Raw genomic sequence first — 21,677 nt, forward strand, 5'->3', positions numbered from 1 at the left:
GGAGCAATCCTCCCAGGCAACACGCCTCTTGCGCGAGGCGCCCTGTCGATGAGCGTTGCTCTTCTTGACAAGGATGAGGACCAGAAGGCGGAAGCCCTCGGGGCGAACGATGCTGGCCTTGCAGCGATTGCCGCGATTGCCGGATATTTTCGCATTTCGGCTCGGCCCGATACGCTTGCACGGGAACTTGCGCTCGACCAGCCGGCACAGCCGGATGACATCATGCGCGCTGCCAAGATCATCGGCCTCAAGGCCCGCACCGTGCGTGGCGTCCGCAAGGAACGTCTGGCGACACTTCCGGTGCCGGCAATCGCCTGCCTGCGCGACGGCTCCTTCGCCATTCTCGGCGCCGCCAATCCGGAAGGCCTCTATCAGCTCATCAATCCGATCGACTTTTCCGCCCGGTTAGTCGCGCCTGAGGCGCTGCTTGTCGAAACGTCCGGCGCGTTCATCCTGGCTCAGCGCCGTTTTGCCGGTCCAGGTGCTGCAGGCGCAAGCTTCGGCTTCCGCTGGTTCCTGCCGTCGATCTGGCGCTACCGCCATGCCTTCGGACACGTGCTGCTCGCCTCGCTGATCGTGCAGATCTTCGCGCTGATCACGCCGCTGTTCTTCCAGGTCGTGGTCGACAAGGTGCTGGCGCATCGCAGCTATTCGACCCTCATCGTGCTGGTCGTCGGATTGGTCGCCGTTGGGCTGTTCGACGTGCTCCTGCAGTATATGCGCACCTATGCGCTCTCCCACACCACCAACCGCATCGACGTCGAGCTCGGAAGGCGGCTGTTTCGCCACCTCCTGAACCTCCCGCTGAACTACTTCGAGACGCGCCCGACCGGCCAGACGATCGCACGCGTTCGCGAGCTGGAGACCATCCGCAACTTCCTGACCGGCCAAGGGCTGTTTTCCGGGCTCGACCTGATCTTCACCTTCGTCTTCGTCTTCGTGCTGTTTTCCTATTCGACGCAGCTTGCCTGGATCGTCGTCGCCTCGATCCCCTTCTATCTGGCGATCGGCTTTTTGATCCGGCCGCTCTTAAAGGACAAGATCGACGAGAAGTTCGAGCGCGGCGCCTATAGCCAGCAGTTTCTGGTCGAGACGGTCGTCGGCGTCCAAACCCTGAAGGCATCCGCCGTCGAGCCGGTGGTCGCCTCGCAATGGGAAGAGCGGCTGGCCGGCTATGTGCAGTCGTCCTTTGCCACGACGATGCTGGCGGCCAAGGGCCAGAACGCCATCCAGTACATCAACAAGATCACCTCGGCGGCACTGCTGCTCTTCGGCGCCCAGGCGGTGATCGACGGTGAGCTGACGGTTGGGGCACTTGTTGCGTTCAACATGATCGCCGGCCAGGTCTCGCAGCCGATCCTGCGCTTGTCGCAGCTCTGGCAGGATTTCCAGCAGGTCCAGGTGTCAGTCGCGCGGCTGGCCGATATCCTCAATGCGCCGGCCGAGCCGCGGCCCTCGGTTGCTGTTAGTCTGCCGCCGCCGCGCGGTGCCATTGCCTTCAAGCATGTGAACTTCCGTTATGCACCGGATGGACCGGAGATCCTGAAGAACATCACCTTCGGCATAAAGCCGGGGGAGGTGATCGGCATCGTCGGTCCTTCTGGATCCGGCAAGTCGACGCTCACCAAGCTTGTCCAGCGCTTCTATGTGCCAGGCAGCGGCCAGGTATTCGTCGACGGCCAGGATATCGCCCAGGTCGATCCGGCCTGGCTGCGCTCGAACATCGGCGTGGTTTTGCAGGAGAACATGCTGTTCAACCGTACGATCCACGACAATATCTGTCTGGTGAACCCGTCGATGTCGCGGGCTGCCGCCATCCGCATGGCGCGGTTGTCCGGTGCCGATGAGTTCATCGCCAAGCTTCCGCGCGGCTATGACACGCTGATCGAGGAGAGGGGAGCAAACCTGTCCGGCGGCCAGCGGCAGCGGCTGGCGATTGCCCGCGCTTTGGCAACCAATCCGCCGATGCTGATCCTGGATGAGGCGACAAGCGCGCTCGATTACGAGAGCGAGCGGATCATTCTCGGCAATATGCGCGAGATCGTCAAAGGCCGCACCGTCATCATCATCGCGCATCGCCTGGCGACCGTCAGGCATTGCGACCGCATCATCGGCATGAAGGACGGCCGTATCGTCGAGGAGGGCACGCACGAAATGCTGCTGGCCCGGCCGAACGGGCTTTATGCGCATCTCTGGGAATTGCAGACGGGGTTCAATCAGGCATGAACATGCTCGTGCGTCCTCGAAAGCCCGGTGGTGGACGGCAGCCGAAGCGGCCGCGCGCCGACAATGCGTTTCTGCCGGCAGCCCTCGAGATTCTTGAGACACCGGCCTCTCCGATCCGGACTGCCTTCATGTGGTTTATCGCCGTCGTCGTCGGCAGCGCGTTGCTGTGGAGCTATTTCGGCAAGTTCGACATCGTCGCCACCGCCCAGGGAAAGATCCAGCCGACCGGCCGGGTGAAGGTCATTCAGTCGATCGAGACCGGCAGGACGGTATCGGTTCCAGTCACCAACGGCGCGAGGGTCAAGGCCGGCGAACTGCTCGTCGAGCTCGACGAAACCGAGTTGAAGTCCGACGAGGACGGCGTGCTGACAGAGCTTGAGGCATTGAATGCCGAAGTCGCCCGCCGCAAGGCAGCGGTCGCCGCAGCCCGGCAATGGCAGGCCGAAGGACTCTGGTCGAGGGATCGGCACGTATCCGAAACACAGCTCGATCTCCCGGAGACCATTGCCGCTGATGTCCGGGAACGGGAGGCAGGCATCTACAAGGCCGACCTGCTGCAGCTCGACGCCGCCCTCAGGAACATCGCGGCGCAGCGCATCCAGCAGCAGGCGGCCATCGACAGGCTCGATCGGACGATCGCCGCGCAGACGGCACTGGTCGCGACGCTTTCCGAACGCGTCAAGATCCACGACGCCCTGATCGATCGGTCGGCCGGAACGAGGGCTGCTCTGATCGATGCGACGCAGACGCAGCAGGAAGAGATCGCCGTTCTGACGGCCGAGATCGGCCAGCTTGCCGAAGCCAGGGCCTCGCTGGCCGTGGCAACCAGTGACAGTGAAAAGACGCTTGCCACCTTCATTGCCGACAACATCGGCCGCCAGGGCGAGGCTTCGCGGCGGGCCGACGGATTGAAGCAGCAGCTCGTCAAGGCGAGCAAGCGGCGCCAATCGATGACCATCCTCAGTCCGATCGATGGCACCGTGCAGGCATCCGCCATCACCACCGTCGGTCAGGTTGTCAGCGCCGGCGCCGAACTGATGCGGATCATTCCGGGCGACGGGGCGCTCGAAGTCGAAGCCTATCTTCCGAACCGGGATATCGGCTTCGTTGCCGTCGGCCAGCCGGTCGTCATCAAGGTCGAGGCTTTCCCCTTCACCCGCTATGGGACCATCACCGGACAGGTGACCGCCGTCGCCCGCGACGCCATTCCCGAACCGGATGCCGGCCAGCTCGAAGGCGATCCCGCCAAGGCCTTGCAGAGCGCGGTTCCCATCGCCAATGCCCAGCGCGTCCAGAACCTGGTGTTCCCCGTCACGGTCAAGCTGGATACGCATGCGATCGACGTGGAGGGCAACAGCCAGCTCCTGTCGCCCGGTATGGCGGTGACGGTCGAGATCAAGACCGGGCAGCGGCGCATCCTCGAATATCTGTTCTCGCCACTGGCCGAGATCGCGTCTGGAGCAATGAAGGAGCGGTGAATGGCAAAAGGCCGTTTGGCTTTGTTGTCTATTTCAAGTTCCCCCCGGGCCCAGCCCTTCACATCTGGCACCGTCGTTGCGAGGCGTCGCAAACAGCAGCCCCTCGATCACGGCAAAGGGCTCACCTGCAGTCGGATACCACGAGATTTCCAGCCGCTCATCCGACGTCGTAAGAAAAAGACCACTCTCAAGCAGCAGCTGAAGAGCATGGCGGACGACGAGATTGCTCGCACCGACCCATAACAGGAGGCCTCCCTCGAAGATCCGGACGATTGCCTTGCCTTCGTCGAAGGTTAGTGTCTGTTCCGCCTCGTTGCCACTGACCCTCCGGGCGAGATGGGAGATCGGCAGGGAAATCTGCTCAACGAGGTCGCGCGGGTTCGACGCCAAGACGTAGCTCTCGGCGGCATGCCCATAGGTTTCCGCTTTAATTGTCGCCTGCCCTCTCGTTTCCACCAGTCCGTTACCTCCTTGACCCCTGGGACAGCCCATGCCTCCAAGGCCGCTGGTCCGCGGCACGATGCAACCGTCGGCCTGACTTAGTGCACGCTTTGCCGGCGCCCTCGACTGCTAATTCTATTAGTCGCCTAAGGGAGGAGATTGGTGTCCAATACGCAGTGAACCAATTTGTATCGGAGTTGCTTATGCAGATACTGACTGTCCGCTCGACCGCTTGCGGTGAGTTTGCTGACCTGATCGATTCGATGCATAGGCTGCGTGCCCGGGTCTTTCGCGACAGGCTGAATTGGGATGTAAAGGTCAGAAACGGCCTTGAGGCTGACGAGTACGACCAACTCGATCCCACTTACATCCTTGCCGTATCGTCGGCGGGCAAGGTTGCGGGTTGCGCCAGGCTTCTTCCGGCGATGGGGCCGACAATGCTCGCCAACACCTTCCCGCAACTGCTGTCATCGCGCAGGCTCGACGTGCATGCGCGCATGGTCGAAAGCTCACGTTTCTGCGTTGATACGTCACTCGCCCAAACTCATACAGGCGGCTTTCTACACAAGACAACGCTCATGATGTTTGCAGGCATTATCGAATGGTCGATCGCAAGCGGCTTTCATGAGATCGTCACGGCGACCGACTTGCGTTTCGAACGAATTCTCAAACGTGCCGGCTGGCCAATGCAGCGTCTTGGGGTGCCGTGCCCGATTGGAAATACCATTGCCGTTGCGGGAACCCTTCCTGCAAACGCGGAAAGTTTCGAACGCCTTCGCCCCGTCGGCTACCGATCGGCAATTGGAAAGCGCGATGATGTCGCGGCATGACGCGAGCCTAATGGCTCGAGTGTTTTAGGAGTGAGAATAGAAGGCGCGCTGCGTTCCGCCACGTACTCTTCCCTGCACCGTATCGGCGTGTGCGCCGGAGTCAGGAGCCAGGCAAGGAGAAATGCAACTGTTTAAGCCCTTCTCCGTGGCTCGCGCGGTGTTCTGCTGGAAGTGGGTTTGTCGTGAACGATCGGAACTGGCGCCAAGGGAGAGAGAATTGACGTCGAGGAGGCCCCAGATCCTCATCGGTTCAACCGACGCGGACTACTACCTGTTGCTTGTCCACATTTTGGAAGCCGAAGGATACGACGTGACGTTGGGCTCGGGCGTGGAGGAGATTGTCCATCTCGCGCGCGAAAATCACGTCGATGCGATCCTTCTAGATTGTCGCTCCGGCGAAACCCTTGCGCCAGACACGTGCCTGAGGCTGAAACAGGAGCCACAGACCGTGGGGATAATGACGGTCGCCCTGGTCGGGCCAGGTGCCGAGGGTCGCTTCATCGATCTGCTGAAGGCTGGAATCGATGAGAATTTCGTGAGGCCGATTGCACCTTCCAAGCTGCTCGGATTTCTGCGGAACCGGGTTCTGTTCCAGTCCGGCTCGCATCCTTCGGCGGGCGATGCACGCATTCTCGCCTATGCGGGAATTGAACTGAATACTGTCCGGCACAGTGTCAGGCGCTTTGGTATCAGCGTTCATCTCGGACCAATCGAATTCCGGTTGCTGCAATTCTTGATGGAGAACCGTGAGCAAGCTTGCAGCCGCGCGCAACTCATCGAAGCTGGTTGGCCGGAGCGCCGCTACGTCGATGCCAAGACGGTCAATGTGCATGTCGTGCGGCTGCGCAAGGCATTGAATGTGGCAGGCGGATCCGATGTGATCCGGACGGTCAGGTCATCCGGATACATGCTGGACGCCTCCCGCCTGGATGATCCGGACGGGGCGGCGGATCGGCCGGGCGAGGAGACCGACAGCTAGAACTGCATCATGGCCGTTAAAAAGGAGCATTCGTCATGGATATCGTTATCCGCAATGGAGCCCTCATCACCGGCGATGGCAAGGCGTTTCACAAAAGAGCGACCGTCTACGTCAAGGACGGGAGGATTGCAGATATCCAAATTGGGAGTGCTGGGACGAGCGACGAAATCGCGGCGCGAACAATCATTGATGCGACAGGCAGCATCGTCATACCAGGCATCATCAATGCACATGCGCATGGATGCATTTGCGGGCCGTCGATGCCGAGCGGCTCGCCCCCGCTCTATGCTGACGACATCACCTATTTTCGCAATCGGCATCTTCTTCAAGGAACAACTACTCTTTTGAATGTCTGTGGTTTGGCAATGGCCGATGAGGTCTATTCTGACGGCGAGGTCCACCATCAGATGGATATTCGTGTGTCCACGGCACATACGCTCAAGAACATCCAGGCAGCCCTTGCCGTCGACGGCAGAGGCCTGTCAGTGCCGCACCTGAGTGCGACGATCGATGAAATGCTTGCGGCCGGCGCGGTTGCACTTGGAGAGGCTGGCGGCGGGCAGACATTGGGCGGCGGGGCTCAGGAATACAGGTTCATTCCGGAGGCGGTTCTGCGGGAGACTGGGATCGAGGTAACGCCCGCAACGGCGAGACGCCTGAAGGATGTTGTTCTCGGCCGCTTTCTCGATCAAGCCGGTGGAATGTCGGGTCCGATGCTGGAGGATGAGTTGGAACGTGCGGGCCTGTCTCCGCATGTCACAACTGAGCGCATCCGCGAGATCATCACACGATCCGTAATGCCATCCGTCGCACTCTCCCTCGACGGCTTCGATGAGATCGCTGGGGAGGCGGCGCGGGTCGGCTACCCCGCCATTTTCCACAACGCAGCGCCATCCGCAAAACGCTTGTGCACGGTGGTTGAAAAACATCCAAACGCACTGATCGTCGCCGGGCACAGCAATCATCCGAGCTTCTTGCCGGAGGAGGCCGTTTCGATTGCCCTCGACTTGAGAAGCAAGGGTGCGGTTATAGACGTTTCTACACTGGACTGCATAAGCACGCATTGGCGCAATGACGCCTCCAACCTGGATGCGCTCATCGACGGTGGTTGCGTGGATACGATTTCGACCGACTTCGCGGGTGGTCATTGGGATGGCATCCTCGAGGCGATTCACCGGATGGTAAGAAAGGAGCAGCTGTCGGCCCCAGCAGCGGTAGCGCTTGCCACCGGGAACGTCGCGGCCGTCTTCCCGCAAATGGCAGGGGATCGCGGGCTGATAGAAAAAGGCAAGCGCGCGGATTTGACCGTGGTTGACCACGTGAACCTTAGTCGTGTCCGGCATGTCGTAATCGATGGCCGTGTTGCCGTCAGGAACGGCGTGCCAGTCTGACGGAAGGACCCAAACAAAGCTTGGTGCTGACCAATATAAATAATTTCAAAAAGCCTTTAATTGACAAAAACTTGGCCCATACTTGGAAGTAAACTCGGGTATGGGTCTGGTATTTGCGGTCTGTGAGATTCCGTGATCATCCCGGCATATTCCCGCCGATACTCGTCATGGCCGGAAATACAGGCCGGCGTATGACTTCCACAGGCAGGTGCCGGCTATTCGAGAATCAATTCAAAGATTTCCTGACGTGCGCGCTTGCCTGAAAAAAGGAGAACGCTCGAAAGCAAGGCCCGATCTTTCACAGGTCGATTGGCCGGCAATGCGGCTTACGAAAGACTTCGACGTCTGCATCTTTCGCATTCTGAGTAGCATCGCGGATCTCGAGGAGAGCCGTCGATGGTTCGTTGGTCAAGGCTTTGCAGTTCGTCCAGTTCGGCAAGAGCCTGAGTCACCCGGTTGGTCGAAATCACCTCTGGTCTCCCGATATGAAGTCTCGATCGAAAATCACCGATTCAATCAGAAGATCGGACACCAGCTCAACTTCATCCAAGTTTGGGCTTTGAGAGGAGTGTCGGCACAAATCTCGGCAAGCGACAATCACGAAGCACTGGAAGTCACCTTAACGCTAACTTTTCTTTGATCGAGAGATAAATGGCAAAAGCCGCCGGCGGACGTTGCCGACTGAAGGCGCCATTTCACTGAATTAACGGCATACGCAGACATTGGAGGAAAGGAGCGGCGTCTCCTCTGTTCATTGCCGCAAGCCCGTTCAGGATAGTGCGTTGCGCCTTAGGACGGAGTTTTTTCCGAGTCGCTCCGCGAAACTTGTCGACAAGCTCATCCCAATCCATCGGCCGCGCCTTGTCGCCGCGTGGCGCCGTGACGTCAGAGGTCACTGTCGTACCATCGCTTGCGTGCAGGCACAAATGTGCGAGCGTTTCCGTGGGGAAGCGCCTGTCGATGTCGTGGTCGACCAAAAGATGCACCTTTCGGGCAAAGTCGCATAGGTCTGGTCTGGCGAGTTGGGCCTCGCCAATCGGCGCAAGTGCTGCAATTCCATCGATGGCGGCAATCGCGATGCAATAGGGGAGGCTGTATTGGATATCGGTCAAGGTCTTTGGAGAGACAGAATTGGCAAGCCGAAGAGCCCACTGAAATGTATGCACGTCTATTGAAACGACCTTCTTTGGCGTAAAGTCGACACGGCGAAAGACCGCCGCAAGCGCGTCAAGAGCAGGATGAATGTAGCGGCAGCAGGAGTATGGTTTGAAATAGACATTTGAGATTTCCATCGGTTGCTCAAAGCTTGCAGCGATGACCAACGGATCGAAATGTGAATGGTGATCAAGCAGATCCAGCGGGCCTGTAAATCCTCGCTCGGCGAGCTGCAATGCGAGGAGCCCGGTTACCACGCTCCACGGGATGCCTTCCTTGACCTCATTTCCAGTGCATTTCGCGTAGCCCGAGCTTCCGTTTGCCTCCTGGTTCGGGGCCAGTACTCCGGCAATCGAAAGAGCCTGGGCTAGTGCTGCCGGACCGGTGCCATAGAGACTCCCGGCCGCGGCGACGGCGCCATACCCTGTCCAGCGTCCAGATTGCCGGCTCCTTATGGCATCGGGATTTTGCGCGACAGCAATACGGATACCGGCCTCATATCCGAGAGCAACGGCGGCTAGGATTTCGTCGGCGGGCGCATCGGTCTCACAAGCCACCGACAAAGCAACGGGTACGACGGCTGCACCAGGATGACCGCGCGCCCCGCGATGACCGTCGTCGAAATCGAGCGCCGATGCCGAGGCAGCGTTGCAGAAGGCCGCAGCCGTTGTCCCCAGGCTTTCACCGGTAAACCAAATCGGTGCGCGGCCGACTCCAAATTCTTGCCGGGCGATCTCGCGCACAACACGCGCACCGCCGACCTCGCTTCCTACCACTGCTGCAGTCACCGCGTCCAGAATGCAGCAAAGGGCGCTTTGTCTCGCCTCGGCTGGCAACGCGGCGGAGGGATAGGTCATCAGATGATCTGCCAGGATCCGGGTGGTGTACATCTGTGCCTCCGGGTACCATCGTTTCCACTCATGCGTGAACGGGCGAGCCGGGAGGTGGCGCTGCGCCAGCGCCGGGCCTGAGCCAGGTTTCGTAGACGTGGGCGGCGACATAGAGGTCGAGCATCGGCAGACCGACGCAGGTGATCAGGATCGGGCGATCCGGCACGTCTTCAACCTCAGCGACGTCTTTAAAGCCGGTGATCCCGAGGAAAGGGCCAAGTTGCTCCAGCGTTGCGCCCATCCGCGAGAAATAGAGCGCAAGGCTTTGTGAGTTGCGCCGGGATACCATGGAAACGTCATCACAGACTGCGAGGCCTGACCGGAGAACCGTTTGAATGTGGTCGACAGGCGTTTCGTCTCCGCCAAGATGCAGAAGAACGGCATTCGCGAATATATCCGGCGCTGCGAAAACCGGCTCGCTGGCATTGGAGGCGGTGATTACGAAGCGGCAATCCCGCAGCTTGCGATTGTCCGAAGCAGCCTCAAGCGGAACTCCCGCGGTCGGTCCATGTTTTTCGACAAGCCGCCGCGCGGAAGCTCCCGATCGGCTGCGCACGTAGATCGTCGAGATAATATCCTTTCCGAAGTGGCCAAGCGCTTTGACGATTTCCTCGGCAATTGGGCCTGCTCCAAAGAGAAATACGGATAGGTCGTTTTCCTTTGAGAAGAAGCGCTCGAGGGCGACCGAGGCATAGGTTGCCGTTCGTGCTGCGGAGATTTCTGTCCCATCGATCACGCAAAGGGGACGCAGCGTGAAGCTGTCGAGGAGAATGATTGTCGAGGCAGAACGGGGCCTGCCAAAGCGGCGGTTTATTGCATTGGCGCCGACCACTTTGACCGCCGCATACCGGCCTCCGACGCTGGAGAGCGCAGAGAGCTTCCAGCCCAATCGCTCGCCCTTGAGTTCGTCACGATAGGGCTGAAACTCCGGTTGCTTCCAAAGTTCGGCTTCACTGAAGGACAGGACGGACTTCAGGCCGTGTGCCCGTCCGAGACGCATGTCGGACCAAACCTCTTTGGCTGCGTTGTGAAGATCACCCGCATTAAGGCGGACGCCGAGACATGCCATGTCAGTATGCGAAAAATATCTGGCTACGGTCTCCATCGCTATCCTCCATTGGGGTCCCACATCCAACCAATGTGGCTATGGGAATCTCGCACTTCGGTGGCGGCCGTTAAAGGAAAGATCGGGACATGTTTTTGTTGTCGGAGGGATGCTTGTGTGGAGAAAGAAAGGCTCGCGAAGTTCCAATATTAAACTTTCTTAGTCCTACGGATCTTTATTGTTGCGGAGAATATGGCGCAGAGCCGTCTGAACTGGCCGGCGCTTAAGTGGAAAATGCCACTCCTGTCCTAACGCCCGATCGCACCGTCGCAGTTTCACCGTGACGTTGCCGGGGCAAGGTCAGCCCTCAGAGAACCGGTTACCCGGCGGCTTCGCAGGATAGGCATATTGCTGCGTGCCAATCCCCTAATGCCTGTTCCGCTTTTCAGCCGCATCTGCGGAACCGATCGAGTCGCCTGACCGGGACTTATAAGCATAGATTCCACCCGCTATGCGGTTGCGCTCTTTAAACGGCTCCTGAGACGCAGCGGACCAACGGCTGAACGGAAGTGGCGCTCTTTAGGTTCTGCAAATTATCCAGCATTTCAAGGGAAGCCCACTCTCCGACTGCCGAGCTCGTGAGCCGCCGGAACTTTGTTTCGAGAGCGGACTCCTGCATAGGGTTGGCAGCCTCCCCCTCAGCAAATGGCACATGCTTTTCGAGCACTCGTCCATCCTGAAGCTACAAGCAAGCACTTGCTGCATGCGGCTCGCGAGATAGGTCGCGCGCCGAACGAGGCATAAATTCTATGATGGCCTGAAGGCTCCCAGCGATATCGTGACGCAGCCAGTCGTCCGCGAACCAATCCGGGCCAGGTTCAACGCCAAGGACTGCCATCGCAATAGCATGGGGCGCGCTGAACTGCGCCGCCCACATGTCTTTCGGCCGCACAGTGCTGAATGGCGGTTCGCAAACGATTGGAGGTGCCGTGACACTCAGCTTGATGCGCTGGCCGGCCGCAGTATCAATTCCGGCCATTGTGAAGACGTCGCGGCACGCCTGCACGCTGCTCTGGATAAGCCGGCAACAGCTGAAAGGTTTGAAGCCGACTTTTGAGATTTCGTAGGTCGAACCGAAGCCACTGGTCAATTTGCCGAAATCGCACTCGTCAGCCCCGGCCATACGCCAGAACCCTGTCGGACCCTCGAAGACATCCAGTGGGCCCTCGAAGCCCGCCACAGCAAGCCGCGCCGCGTTGACGCCCGTCTGCACGGCTGCCCCGAAGTTGTTTTTCGCCATTGATGGTGTTTTGCCGTAGACGGTTTTCATGACCGAGGCGACTGGTGCATTGACGGCGGCGATCGCGATTGCTTGCGCCGCTTGTCTTGCCTCAAGCCGCATCAACTTCGCAGCCGCTGCAGTCGCCGCGAATAACTGCCATGTCCCATGCCCGTGTATTGTCTTTCTGGGCGTTTGATGAAGCAGCGAGATCCCCACACGACAGCTGACCTCGTAACCGACGACGACCGCTTCAAAAAGGTCCGCACCCGAACACTCCCTATGGGCGGCCATCGACAACGCGGCTGCGATGACGGTGGCGCCGGGGTGGCCCTTCTCGTAGATGTCATCGAAGTCGAGCGCATTGATAAGTGACGCCTTGCGAAGGCCGCCATTCCAGAATCGAGTAACCGGACACCAGAGCCGGTCGCATGGTTACCAGTAAAAAAGCTGTCCATCATGCGGGAGACTGGCAGATTACGCGCGCCGAACAGGCAGCCAATCGAATCCATTATGCAAAGCTTGCTCTTGTGAATGACCTCCGGCGGAAGACGCGAGCAAGATTCCGCGGCGATATATTCGCCGATCCTTTGGGCTATTGAGGGAGTCATGGTTTTTTATCCGGTTGGGCGGACGGACGATGGCTACGTCGAAGTCTACGGGTGTCTCGTCGTCTCGCCACTACAAGAATTTGGAGCACTGTCACGTCGCCTGCCGGTACAGGAGGAACAACTGCACGAGCCGGCGATACTGCGATCGAGGGATGTTCGGGCCAATCCTTCGAAGTTTGTCCTGTGCGATGCGGTCGGAATGAGCTGCCGGACCGCCGTAACGCGAGCCCGATCGATGTGAGTAGCAAGCATGCCGACCTGGTCGGCCGCTCGGGCGATCACTTGGCCCCAGGGATCACAGACAAGAGAATTGCCATAGGTGAAACGCCGTTCCCCATTCGCTGCGACATAGCCACCCCATTGTCCGCAGGCGACGAAATAGGCCTGGAGTTCGATAGAACGCGCACGGCAGAGTGCTTCCCAATGGTCCTTACCCGTTTGCAGCGTAAAGGCTGCTGGTAGAATGACGACATCGACACCCGCACTCGAAAGCGCATCGAAGAGTCGGGGAAAACGAAGATCGTAACAGATGGCGCAGCCGATCCTAAAGCCGTGCGCTTCGTAGATGAAAAGTCTATCGCCAGGGGCCACTGTCTCGGATTCACGATAGATCTTGCCATCCGGCGCTTCGATGTCGAATAGATGGATTTTCCGGTAGCGTCCGACCTCCCGACCCATCGGGTCGAAAACCACCGTCGTGTTATATATCTTTGAACTTCCTCCGATCCTTTCGAGCAGACTTCCGCCGTGAATCCAGATCTGTTCTCGAGCCGCGAATTCCTGCAGCATTCGATAGGCCTTGCCGCCCGGCATGTCGTCAGCCGCGGTGAGCTTCTCTGCAGCGGTTCCACCGGACCAGTCGAAATGCTCCGGAAGCACCATGAGGTCTGGTCTATCGCGTTCCATTGCCTGGTGCATCAGGGTCTCGGCAGCGTGCAGGTTGAGATCGCGGTCGGGCTGGGAATTCATCTGGATGAGGGAAATTTTCATGATACGACCTGGTCCAAATCAAAGATGGAATGGCCGGCCTCAAGATGGGGCCGCAGCTGAAGCGAATGCCGTTGTCGTCTGAGAGCAAAGTCGGCGACGCGGCGCATATGCGAGGGTTCGGCAACGAAGACGCCCTCGTGATCAGCGAGGACTGCATAGCCCGGCAGCACGGCTGCACCACCGCACGCAATTGGGACGTTAATTGCGCCACCGATCCTGTGCCGACGGCTCGTCGTCTTGGATGAGACGCCGCGGCACCAGACTGGAAACTGGCTGGCCCGAATCTCTTCGACGTCCGTGCAGGGTCCATCGACGATGACGGCCACCGCTCCGCGCGCGCGGGCAGCTGCCACGACACCGCCGCCGACGCAGGCAACGTCGTCCTGATCAACCCGGGAGATGACGAGAGCATCTCCCGGGGTAAGCAGATCGATGGCCTTGTAGATGACGGTTCCATCGCGGCCTGGTGCGGCCACCGTGATCGCCGTTCCAATCGCCTTTGCCGGAAAGACGGGGGTGATACACGCGCCCACGAATCCGACATATTCGAAATGGCCGATGGTTGCGGTTTCGACATCCGCAAGGAGGGTTCGCAATGATTGCGGAATGGCCTTTGGCCGCGTTCTCATCCGGTATGGTTCAGTCATTCGACAAAACTCCGATCGTCTCTGTCATTGTGCGTCAGATCGGACGTTCGCCGGCTGTCGTCGTCCGATGCATGATGCGGATGGTGTTCGGATCGAAGGAGTCGCGCCGGTGCATCGTGCAGCGGTTGTCCCACATCATGATGTCGCCCACCTCCCATTTCTGGATGAAGACTTGGGCGGCACTACCGGTCGCGTGTTCCCAGAGCTTTGTGATCAGATCGACGCTCTCGTCGAGCGGCATGCCGACGATCCAGGATCCTTCAGACGTGCCGCCTAGGTAGAGAGCCTTGCGTCCGCTCTCGCCGTGGGTGCGGACCAGGGGATGGACGACGCCGCTCCACTCGCGAAAATCACGGCTCTTCGGCTCGGATTTTCCAAGGCGCAGTTTGCCTGTTTTGTCATAGACGTTCTGGAAGAAGATCTGACGTCCATCGATAGCCTTGCGCAGTTCGTCGGGAAGCGTTTCGTAAGCACGGTAGGTCGACAGAAAATATGTATCGCCTCCGGAAGGAGGGACTTCGATCGCTCTGAGGATTGCTCCTGCCGGCGGACGTTCGTAGAACCAGGTATCGGTATGCCAGGTTGCTTCGCTGTTGCCGAGCGCGCCGCTTGGCTTGCCGTCCCTCATCACATTGCTGATTACCAGGATCTCACGGTGCGTAGGGTGTCCGCCTTCCTGCAACTGCTTCGGATGGATGACAAAGTCGCCGAAATGACGGGAAAAATCCACCTGCTGTTGATCGGTAATGTGGGCTGCACGAAAGCGGACAACGCCGTATTGCAGCCAGTATGATCGGACTGCGGCAATGTCTTTGTCGTCATAGTTGGAGAAGTCGAACCCAACGATGTCGGCGCAGACATTGTTAGAGTTCTGGACCGCGGAAACCTTCGTTCTGGTGAGCATTCTTGTGCCTCCTTTAGGAGATCCCGGACTTGGGATCGCATGAAGTCTAGCCAAGGGTTCGATGAGATATCCAATATCAATTATTCACTATTGATATTGGATTACTATTAATCGAGTTACTGCTCGAGCAACTGGACCGCGGAATGGGCAATGGCAAGTTCAACGCGACTGCCAACAGAAAGCATGTCCAGGCGCGTGGAGCGGATCATGGATTTTAACGTCGTCTCATCATTCACGGACAACCAGGCCTCCAGATAGGCGCCGAGGTTGACGACCTTCTGGACGGATGCCGTCAGGAGGTTCACTGGCCCATCCATGGCGCCTGCCGCATCTGCAAGCCTGACTGCCTCGGGCCTTATGCAACAGAACCGGGCCTTGCCCGGAACGAGGTCCTGCGGCCAAGCGGCGATGATCGGGAGGTTTGCTTCTCCGAGCAATACACGCACGCACGCGTCATCGATTGCAGTGTCATCCAGACCCGAAACCGGCAGGATATTGGACTTGCCTATGAAGTCCGCCACAAAGGATGTTCTCGGTTGATTGTAGATGTCCGCCGGCGAACCTTCCTGCGCCACGACACCGCCTTGCATGACGATGATCCGGTCGGACATCGCCATCGCTTCTTCCTGGTCATGCGTCACATAGACGAAAGTCATGCCGAGCTCTTGCTGGATTTCCTTCAACTCGACACGCATGGCCTCGCGAAGCTTCAAATCGAGGTTGGAAAGCGGTTCGTCGAGAAGCAGGACAGAGGGAGACGGCGCAATGGCACGGGCGACCGCCACTCTCTGCTGCTGACCGCCCGATAGCTCTTTGGGATAGCGCTTTTCGAAGCCCTCGAGATGAACGCTTTTCAAGGCGCGCGCGACTTCCTCAGAGATGTCTTGGCGTGGTTTGCCCTGCATTTTGAGGCCAAAACCGACATTCTGCGCGACCGTCATGTGTGGGAATAGCGCGTAGTTCTGGAAGACGAGCCCGATCTTGCGAGCCTCCGGCCGGACGCCTGCCTGATTGCGACCGCGGATGCGGATCTCTCCGCTCGAGGGTTTTTCGAATCCGGCGATCATATTCAACGTCGTTGTCTTTCCGCATCCGGAGGGGCCGAGGATGCTGACGAACTTGCCTTTCGGAACGGCAAGGTTGATGTCGTCGACGATGCAGTTGGCGCCGAATTGCTTGCTGACCGAAAGAAGCTCGATATCGTTGTTGCTCATTTGCTACCCCCTTGGAAATGCGCGGAGAACCCGCCGATCTTTTCGAAAACGATGATCGTGCCGAGGACGAAGAGGAGTGATGCGACGTTCACTGCCGCAAGCACCGGGTCCAGGCTGTATTCGAGATGATTGATGACGGCGATCGGGAGCGTCGTCTGTCCGGGTCTCACGAGAAAGACAGACAACGGAATATTATTGAACGAAATGATGAAGGCGAAGGTCATGCCTGAGAACAGGCCGGAGCGGATCAGCGGCAGAAGTACATATCTGATCCGCTGGACCTGTCCCGCGCCAAGAATGCGGGCGGCCCGATCTAACCGCTTGTCGAAATTGAACATCGCGGTCGCCGCCATGCGCATGACATATGGCATGGTGAGGACGATGTGGGCCATGACGAGCCCCGGTGTCCCGAGCAGCTTGTAAAGGCCGGCCGACGACAGGAAGAGAACAATCGCAACACCCTTGACGATCTGTGGCACAGCCATCGGCGACAGCAGGAACGACATGATGGCAGCGTTGCCCGGACATTTCTGATAAGCGACGCTGTAGGCTGCAAGGACGCCCAGCAAACCGCTTGCGAGACTGACGATGATCGCCAGCTCTGCACTGAGCAGAAAGGGATCAAGCCAGCGGCTCTCCAGAAGCGCCGGATACCACTGAAATGTCCAATCGCCCGGCCAAAAGGTGACGGCTGACGTAGGGCTGAAGGACGCTGCAACAACGACCAAGAGCGGCAAGGTGATGAATGCAAGAATTGCAATCAGCGATGCCCTGAACAGAATGGTGAGCAATCGGTTCATTGAAGTCTCCCGAGACTACAGGTGAAGTTTCTGTTGAAGGCGGGATTCGAGCCTGGATCCGATAAAAGCCGAGATCAGCATCATGGCGAGAAGGACGTTGGCCATGACCGCCGCAAAGGACCAGTCGATGTAGAAGAGCACTTGCTCGTAGACCATCGTGGCCATGACCTTGAAGGCAGCACCGCCGAGGAGGGCCGGGGTGGCGTAGGCGCTTGCCGCCATCGTAAAGGCGATCAGGAGCGAGCTTACGATTCCCGGCACAGAAAGCGGCAGGACGATGTGGCGGATGACTGCAAGTCTCGAGGCGCCAAGGATCTGAGCCGATCTTTCCAGATTTGGATTGATGCCCTGGAGGCTCGTGAGCAGAGAAAGGACGCCAAATGGCAAGATCACATGCGTCAGCCCCACCACGACACCGAACAGGTTTTTCGACAGGGGCAAGGGCTCGGAAATCAGTCCGGTCCAAATCAATGCTGAATTGATAAAGCCCCGATCTTCGAGAATGACAAGCCAGCCATAGGTCCGAAGCACCACGCCTGCCAGCTCAGGGGCGATGGCAAGAGCAAAGACGAGCGTTCGCCAGCGTGATGTCGAGCGTGCAAGATAGTAGGCGAGGGGATAGGCCAGGATCGTCACGGAAATGGCGACCAATCCCGACATCACGACGGTGCGTCCGAGGCCCGCAAGTACAAGCTCGTCGCTAAAGAAGCGTCCGTAGCTCGCCAACGTGAAGGTGCCGGTCTCCTGGTCCTGAAAGCTGAGGCCGAGCATCAGACCCATCGGGGCTGCGAAGAACAGGAGCAACACGATCGCCGGCAATGATAGCGGCACAAACACCTTGAAGGGAAAGGCGATGCGTGTTGGCCGTTGCGGAGTGGAGAAAGCAATCGTCGCCATGATCCACCTCACTCGGCTGCGGCGACGACGTCGCGTTCCCAGCGTTTGCCCCAGGCTGACAAGCGCGTGGCGACCGCCCCGAGATCGGGCAGGAGGAGCGCCTTCAGATCAGCCTCAGTGGTGATTTGCTTGGCGCGGATGTCGACGGGAACGTCGATATCCGTCCTTGCGCTTCCGACCTTGTACCCCGTAACCCAGGCCTCCTGGCTCGTCTTTTCGAGAAAGAAATTCACGAACCTGAGTGCCGCCTGCCGGTTCTCGGCGTCCTTGGGGATGTTCAGAGTGGCGACAAGGGGAATCGACCCCTCCTTCGGCAGAACATAGTCGACGGGCAGTCCGCTATCGGCCAGAAGCTGGGCCCGCCCATTCCAGAAAGGCATGGCCCAGACCTGGCCGTCCTTGATATAGGTTTCCATGACCGAGGAGGACTGTTCAAAACCGATCGATTGTTTGGCAAGTTTTGCCATGGCGGCAAAGCCGGGTTCGACGTTGTCGAGCAGGTCGCCGCCATTGGCGACCGAGAGGACCTCCATCAGGTAGGCGGCCATGATGTTCTGGAAGGTCGGCAGGATGATCTTCCCTTTGAGGCTCTCGTCGAGAAGCGCGGACCAGGAATCTGGCGCCTTCGGTAGCTTGTCCTTGCGGTAGAGCAGCGAGAGATACTGCACCTCGTGAACGGCGCCGCAGGGCCCGGCGACGGCTGCAATCGCTGGAGACAGACGTGCAAGATTGGGAACGGTCTCTGGTGTGAATTTCTCCAAGAGGCCCTCCTTGCATCCATCGAGAGACTGGGAGGCAGTCATGACGACGACGTCGAAGCCGGGCCGTCCGCCGGCGGCCTTGATCTTTGCATAATCTTGCGACGCCGAGCCGACCGCATCGTAAAGGACGTCAATGCCGAACTTGACCTCGAAGGGTTCAATGATCCGTTCGCGGATGATGTTTTCATAGGGGCCGCCGTAACTGTTGACGACGAGCGTTTCGGCGCTGCCGGATGTGGCCAACGCCAGCGATGCGAGCGCAGTCGCGCTGAGCATTGAAAATTTCATGGCTGTTCCCTTTGATAGTTGTCGATCCGGCGACATTGCGCCGAGCGATTGGGAAATTTCCAATATTGTTTCGTGGCCATTGATATGAAATTCATATCAATGGCGTTATCTTTCGCCGCGGGCGGTGCGCAGCAACGCGGAATGGAACCGTGTACGTCGGACCATCGAAGCGCGCGCTGAAACGGCGCTCGGCGCCCCCGACGGCGCGCGCGACGTCAAGCGGCTATGCAGCCGCATCGTCAGTCCGAATGGCAGATGTCCGCGACCAGGTGTGGGTTGGATTTTAGGGATTTGAAGACATTCACCCAGAACCGGAAGTGGCTTTCGCGCTCGAGGTGCCTTGCCTCGATGGCGCGCTTCGCCGCGGCGGTTACCGCATCGCAGCCGTAGAATTCCATAGCGAGTTCTACGGCCGCCGCTACCGCGACGTCATGCTGCATATCCGCCCCGAATGAGGGGTCTGGGTTATGTTCCAATAGCTTCGACATGGAGACTCTCCTGTGAGAGTCCGGCGCAAGAAAAATGTGGCCGGACGGTTTTCACAGCGAAGTCGAGATCGCATTGTCCGGAAGCACATGCATCCTGCATGTCGGCTAAGTTGAATCTTAAATCACTTCCCGCTGAAGATGAAGTAAAATATTCTTGTCCGCTGGTTTCTGGAAGCCCTGCCATTGGCGCAGCGGTCAGCTGCCATCGCTTGCGCGCTCCAGTTCAGCCAGATGCTCGCTACAGATGGACGCGACAGTTTGATGGAGATGCTCCGTCCGCTCCAGCAGCCAGCCAAGCGCTTCTTCAGTGATTTCGAAGTGCTTCGAGTAGCGCGCCTTCACATAGGCTTCGTTGAGGATGTTGTACCAGGCGGCATAGCGGTGCTGGTCACGCGGCCAGGCGTCGATGAGCCGGCGGTCCTGTTCTTCAGCCAGTCCCCGCAGGAATTTCAGATTGTGTGATGGTGGGCTGTAATTGGTGCGTACGAGCAAGAAGGCTGAGTAAGCTTGTTCGATTGCCTGATGTAGCAGAAACGCTGCCTCCTTGAGGTCTTGCTCTCTCACGCAAAAGGCTGCGGTCTTAAGAAAAACCCTGGCATGGGGTATTCGATCCTCGAAATGCTCCTTCGCCAGTCTATACGCATCGACGGCGGAGAGCTTTCTCGGTTCGGCCAACGGCCGGTCGTCGAGCTCATAGAGCACGATGCCCTCGCGCAGGATGTCGACGAAGAAATACCGGCCGTCGGCCAGGAAGTTGTTCACCTCCCTGGCGCCGTGGACGATGAGCCCGACCGGCGTCTGCACCTCTTTATCCCACATGAGCCGATCGGTCGCCCTGTCCCAGTATTGCGGTTCTGCCAGTTGCTTGGAATTGACGATGACGAGGATGTCATAGTCGGAGCGGTAGCCCTTCATCGTGTGTGGCTCGTCGACCCAGGTGCCGCGCGCATGCGAGCCAAACAGGATGATCTTTAAGATCCGGCCGCGCTTCTTGAAGGCGGCAGACGTGCCTGACAACGCATCGGCAAATTCCTCATGGATGATCGCAACGACGCGGGCAAGCTCGCGCTGCTTTTTTTCCGGCAGATGTTCCAAGGACGATCGCATGCGTCCATCGATAGGCCAAAGACGATTCGCCGTCCACTACTGGAAATTATAGGAAGTGCGGTATTAAAAAGCAGCGGATTGATCTTGATGCGCTATTAATCGATGATCTAGGGCGTGGGCGCGACCGAATTACGACCGATACCGGAGGTACGCGCAGAGAGGATCGCGAATGGAACTGCGTCAGATCAGATGTTTCGCAATTTTAGCCGAGGAACTGCACTTCGGCCGGGCAGCGGCCATGTTGTCGATGGCGCAACCAGCCCTCAGCCTTCAAATCCAGACGCTCGAAAAGGAGCTCGGAGTTCAGCTCCTCATCCGCTCAACCCGCCGAGTTCAGCTGTCGAAAGCCGGCGAAGTCTTCTACGAGCGGTGCATCCGTATCCTGCAAGAGGTCGAAAACAGCTCCTCCGTCGTCCAAGCCGTGGCCGGCAAGGATGTCAACAGGATCACTATCGGCACAATCTATCCCGCCACGTTCGGCGTCCTCCCACAGTTTCTAACGAGGCTTGGCAAGCGATTCCCCGATATCCAGATCCATATCAGCAGCGGCTCCACCGATGCGATTGTCCGCGATATCGAAAAAGGTCGTGTGCACCTGGGCTTCATCCGGCCGGTCGAAAACATCGGGTCGCTGCGCTGGCAGAGCATCGCCAATGAACGGTACTTCCTCGCAGTACCGGCTGGCAGCGCGCTTGCAGAGGCAGAGAAAGTCACAATGAGCGATTTGAAACGGGAGAGGATCATTTCTTTTTCCCGTTCCAATCTCTCCTACACGGAAAAGTTCTTCTTCGACCAGTTCAGGAAGCATGGGCTTCTCGATAACGTTGCCTGCAGCTGCGACGACACGCTCTCACTCGTCTCACTGGTTTCTTCCGGCATAGGCGTAGGCTTCGTTCCGGAATGGACGAAGGATCTGCCCAATCGATCATTTCTACTTCGTGAGGTGCAGGACATGAGCTTCACAATCGGCTTGGGACTCGCCTGGAACAAGGAAGATCCGACGGCAAACCGCGACGAGATAGTCGAGATAGCCCGATCGCTTGCATCAGCACCCCGAGCAAGCGGTTCAAGATGAAGACGCTACCAATGGCTTGACGTAGCCTGTTGAAATCTACGGTTGCCGAGAACGCAGAAAAAGGCAAAGAATAGCGGGCCTACTCGCGGAAGTCGAAACAGGCGGAGTCGATCAGACAAGGGTGTCTTTGCCGATCCGCTAATCGTCAAGACATTTTGATCGAGAGCGACCAACAGTTTCC

19 protein-coding genes are annotated in these 21,677 nt (G+C 58.6%); 6 read left to right on the top strand and 13 right to left on the bottom strand.

Annotated elements, in window-relative coordinates; genetic code table 11:
- Positions 1–48: 48 nt before the first annotated feature.
- Together ACZ9DP_RS18550 and ACZ9DP_RS18555 are read left to right on the top strand one after the other, a co-directional pair.
- The gene (locus ACZ9DP_RS18550) at positions 49–2,226 is read left to right on the top strand and encodes a type I secretion system permease/ATPase (RefSeq protein ID WP_476203192.1); all 2,178 of its coding nucleotides are present in this window, start codon (positions 49–51) and stop codon (positions 2,224–2,226) included.
- A complete protein-coding gene (locus ACZ9DP_RS18555) occupies positions 2,223–3,704 on the top strand; it encodes an HlyD family type I secretion periplasmic adaptor subunit (protein ID WP_476203193.1) in 1,482 nt (493 codons plus the stop codon). The genes ACZ9DP_RS18550 and ACZ9DP_RS18555 overlap by 4 nt, the downstream gene beginning before the upstream one ends.
- A 33-nt stretch (positions 3,705–3,737) precedes the next feature.
- Here ACZ9DP_RS18555 and rctB read toward each other — a convergent pair whose 3' ends face one another.
- Positions 3,738–4,160 carry an SMa0974 family conjugal transfer regulator gene (gene rctB / locus ACZ9DP_RS18560; protein WP_476203194.1) on the bottom strand — a complete coding sequence of 141 codons (423 nt, stop codon included), beginning with the start codon at positions 4,158–4,160 and terminating at the stop codon, positions 3,738–3,740.
- A gap of 188 nt (positions 4,161–4,348) precedes the next feature.
- On the opposite strand from rctB, the gene traI reads away from it, so the two are divergent.
- The 3 genes from traI to ACZ9DP_RS18575 all read left to right on the top strand — a co-directional run bounded on the left by traI (position 4,349) and on the right by ACZ9DP_RS18575 (position 7,345).
- Complete coding sequence (gene traI / locus ACZ9DP_RS18565) at positions 4,349–4,975, top strand: acyl-homoserine-lactone synthase (RefSeq protein ID WP_476203195.1); 627 nt, start codon at positions 4,349–4,351, stop codon at positions 4,973–4,975.
- A gap of 217 nt (positions 4,976–5,192) precedes the next feature.
- Complete coding sequence (locus ACZ9DP_RS18570) at positions 5,193–5,954, top strand: response regulator transcription factor (protein WP_476203196.1); 762 nt, start codon at positions 5,193–5,195, stop codon at positions 5,952–5,954.
- A 35-nt stretch (positions 5,955–5,989) separates the two neighbouring features.
- A complete protein-coding gene (locus ACZ9DP_RS18575; RefSeq protein WP_476203197.1) occupies positions 5,990–7,345 on the top strand; it encodes an amidohydrolase family protein in 1,356 nt (451 codons plus the stop codon).
- A 695-nt stretch (positions 7,346–8,040) separates the two neighbouring features.
- On the opposite strand, the gene ACZ9DP_RS18580 is transcribed toward ACZ9DP_RS18575, so the two are convergent.
- The 12 genes from ACZ9DP_RS18580 to ACZ9DP_RS18635 form a co-directional block, all read right to left on the bottom strand.
- Positions 8,041–9,390, bottom strand: coding sequence for an MmgE/PrpD family protein (locus ACZ9DP_RS18580; RefSeq protein ID WP_476203198.1), 1,350 nt, complete (start codon positions 9,388–9,390; stop codon positions 8,041–8,043).
- A 28-nt stretch (positions 9,391–9,418) separates the two neighbouring features.
- The gene (locus ACZ9DP_RS18585) at positions 9,419–10,495 is read right to left on the bottom strand and encodes an ornithine cyclodeaminase (protein WP_476203199.1); all 1,077 of its coding nucleotides are present in this window, start codon (positions 10,493–10,495) and stop codon (positions 9,419–9,421) included.
- Between the two features lie 682 nt (positions 10,496–11,177).
- Positions 11,178–12,083: an MmgE/PrpD family protein gene (locus ACZ9DP_RS18590; protein WP_476205402.1), complete on the bottom strand. Its 906-nt coding sequence runs from the start codon at positions 12,081–12,083 to the stop codon at positions 11,178–11,180.
- A 287-nt stretch (positions 12,084–12,370) separates the two neighbouring features.
- Positions 12,371–13,315 carry a carbon-nitrogen hydrolase family protein gene (locus tag ACZ9DP_RS18595; RefSeq protein WP_476203200.1) on the bottom strand — a complete coding sequence of 315 codons (945 nt, stop codon included), beginning with the start codon at positions 13,313–13,315 and terminating at the stop codon, positions 12,371–12,373.
- Positions 13,312–13,962 (bottom strand): RraA family protein, encoded by a 651-nt coding sequence (locus ACZ9DP_RS18600; RefSeq protein ID WP_476203201.1) that lies wholly within the window; start codon positions 13,960–13,962, stop codon positions 13,312–13,314. The genes ACZ9DP_RS18595 and ACZ9DP_RS18600 overlap by 4 nt, the downstream gene beginning before the upstream one ends.
- Positions 13,963–13,996: 34 nt before the next feature.
- On the bottom strand, positions 13,997–14,866 hold the full coding sequence (locus ACZ9DP_RS18605) for a TauD/TfdA dioxygenase family protein (RefSeq protein WP_372432150.1): 870 nt from the start codon (positions 14,864–14,866) through the stop codon (positions 13,997–13,999).
- Positions 14,867–14,982: 116 nt separating this feature from the next.
- Positions 14,983–16,080, bottom strand: a complete 1,098-nt coding sequence (locus tag ACZ9DP_RS18610; RefSeq protein WP_476203202.1) for an ABC transporter ATP-binding protein — start codon at positions 16,078–16,080, stop codon at positions 14,983–14,985.
- On the bottom strand, positions 16,077–16,880 hold the full coding sequence (locus ACZ9DP_RS18615; protein ID WP_476203203.1) for an ABC transporter permease: 804 nt from the start codon (positions 16,878–16,880) through the stop codon (positions 16,077–16,079). Before ACZ9DP_RS18615 ends, ACZ9DP_RS18610 begins: the two co-directional genes overlap by 4 nt.
- Before the next feature lie 15 nt (positions 16,881–16,895).
- Positions 16,896–17,777 carry an ABC transporter permease gene (locus tag ACZ9DP_RS18620; RefSeq protein ID WP_476203204.1) on the bottom strand — a complete coding sequence of 294 codons (882 nt, stop codon included), beginning with the start codon at positions 17,775–17,777 and terminating at the stop codon, positions 16,896–16,898.
- A gap of 8 nt (positions 17,778–17,785) precedes the next feature.
- Positions 17,786–18,826 carry an ABC transporter substrate-binding protein gene (locus ACZ9DP_RS18625; protein WP_476203205.1) on the bottom strand — a complete coding sequence of 347 codons (1,041 nt, stop codon included), beginning with the start codon at positions 18,824–18,826 and terminating at the stop codon, positions 17,786–17,788.
- Positions 18,827–19,065: 239 nt separating this feature from the next.
- The gene (locus ACZ9DP_RS18630) at positions 19,066–19,314 is read right to left on the bottom strand and encodes a hypothetical protein (protein WP_476203206.1); all 249 of its coding nucleotides are present in this window, start codon (positions 19,312–19,314) and stop codon (positions 19,066–19,068) included.
- Between the two features lie 195 nt (positions 19,315–19,509).
- Positions 19,510–20,421: a nucleotidyltransferase and HEPN domain-containing protein gene (locus ACZ9DP_RS18635; protein WP_476203207.1), complete on the bottom strand. Its 912-nt coding sequence runs from the start codon at positions 20,419–20,421 to the stop codon at positions 19,510–19,512.
- Between the two features lie 169 nt (positions 20,422–20,590).
- Between ACZ9DP_RS18635 and ACZ9DP_RS18640 the strand changes: the two genes are divergently transcribed.
- Complete coding sequence (locus ACZ9DP_RS18640) at positions 20,591–21,496, top strand: LysR family transcriptional regulator (protein ID WP_476203208.1); 906 nt, start codon at positions 20,591–20,593, stop codon at positions 21,494–21,496.
- Positions 21,497–21,677: the final 181 nt, after the last annotated feature.

Source organism: Rhizobium sp. USDA 4016, from assembly GCF_056279705.1.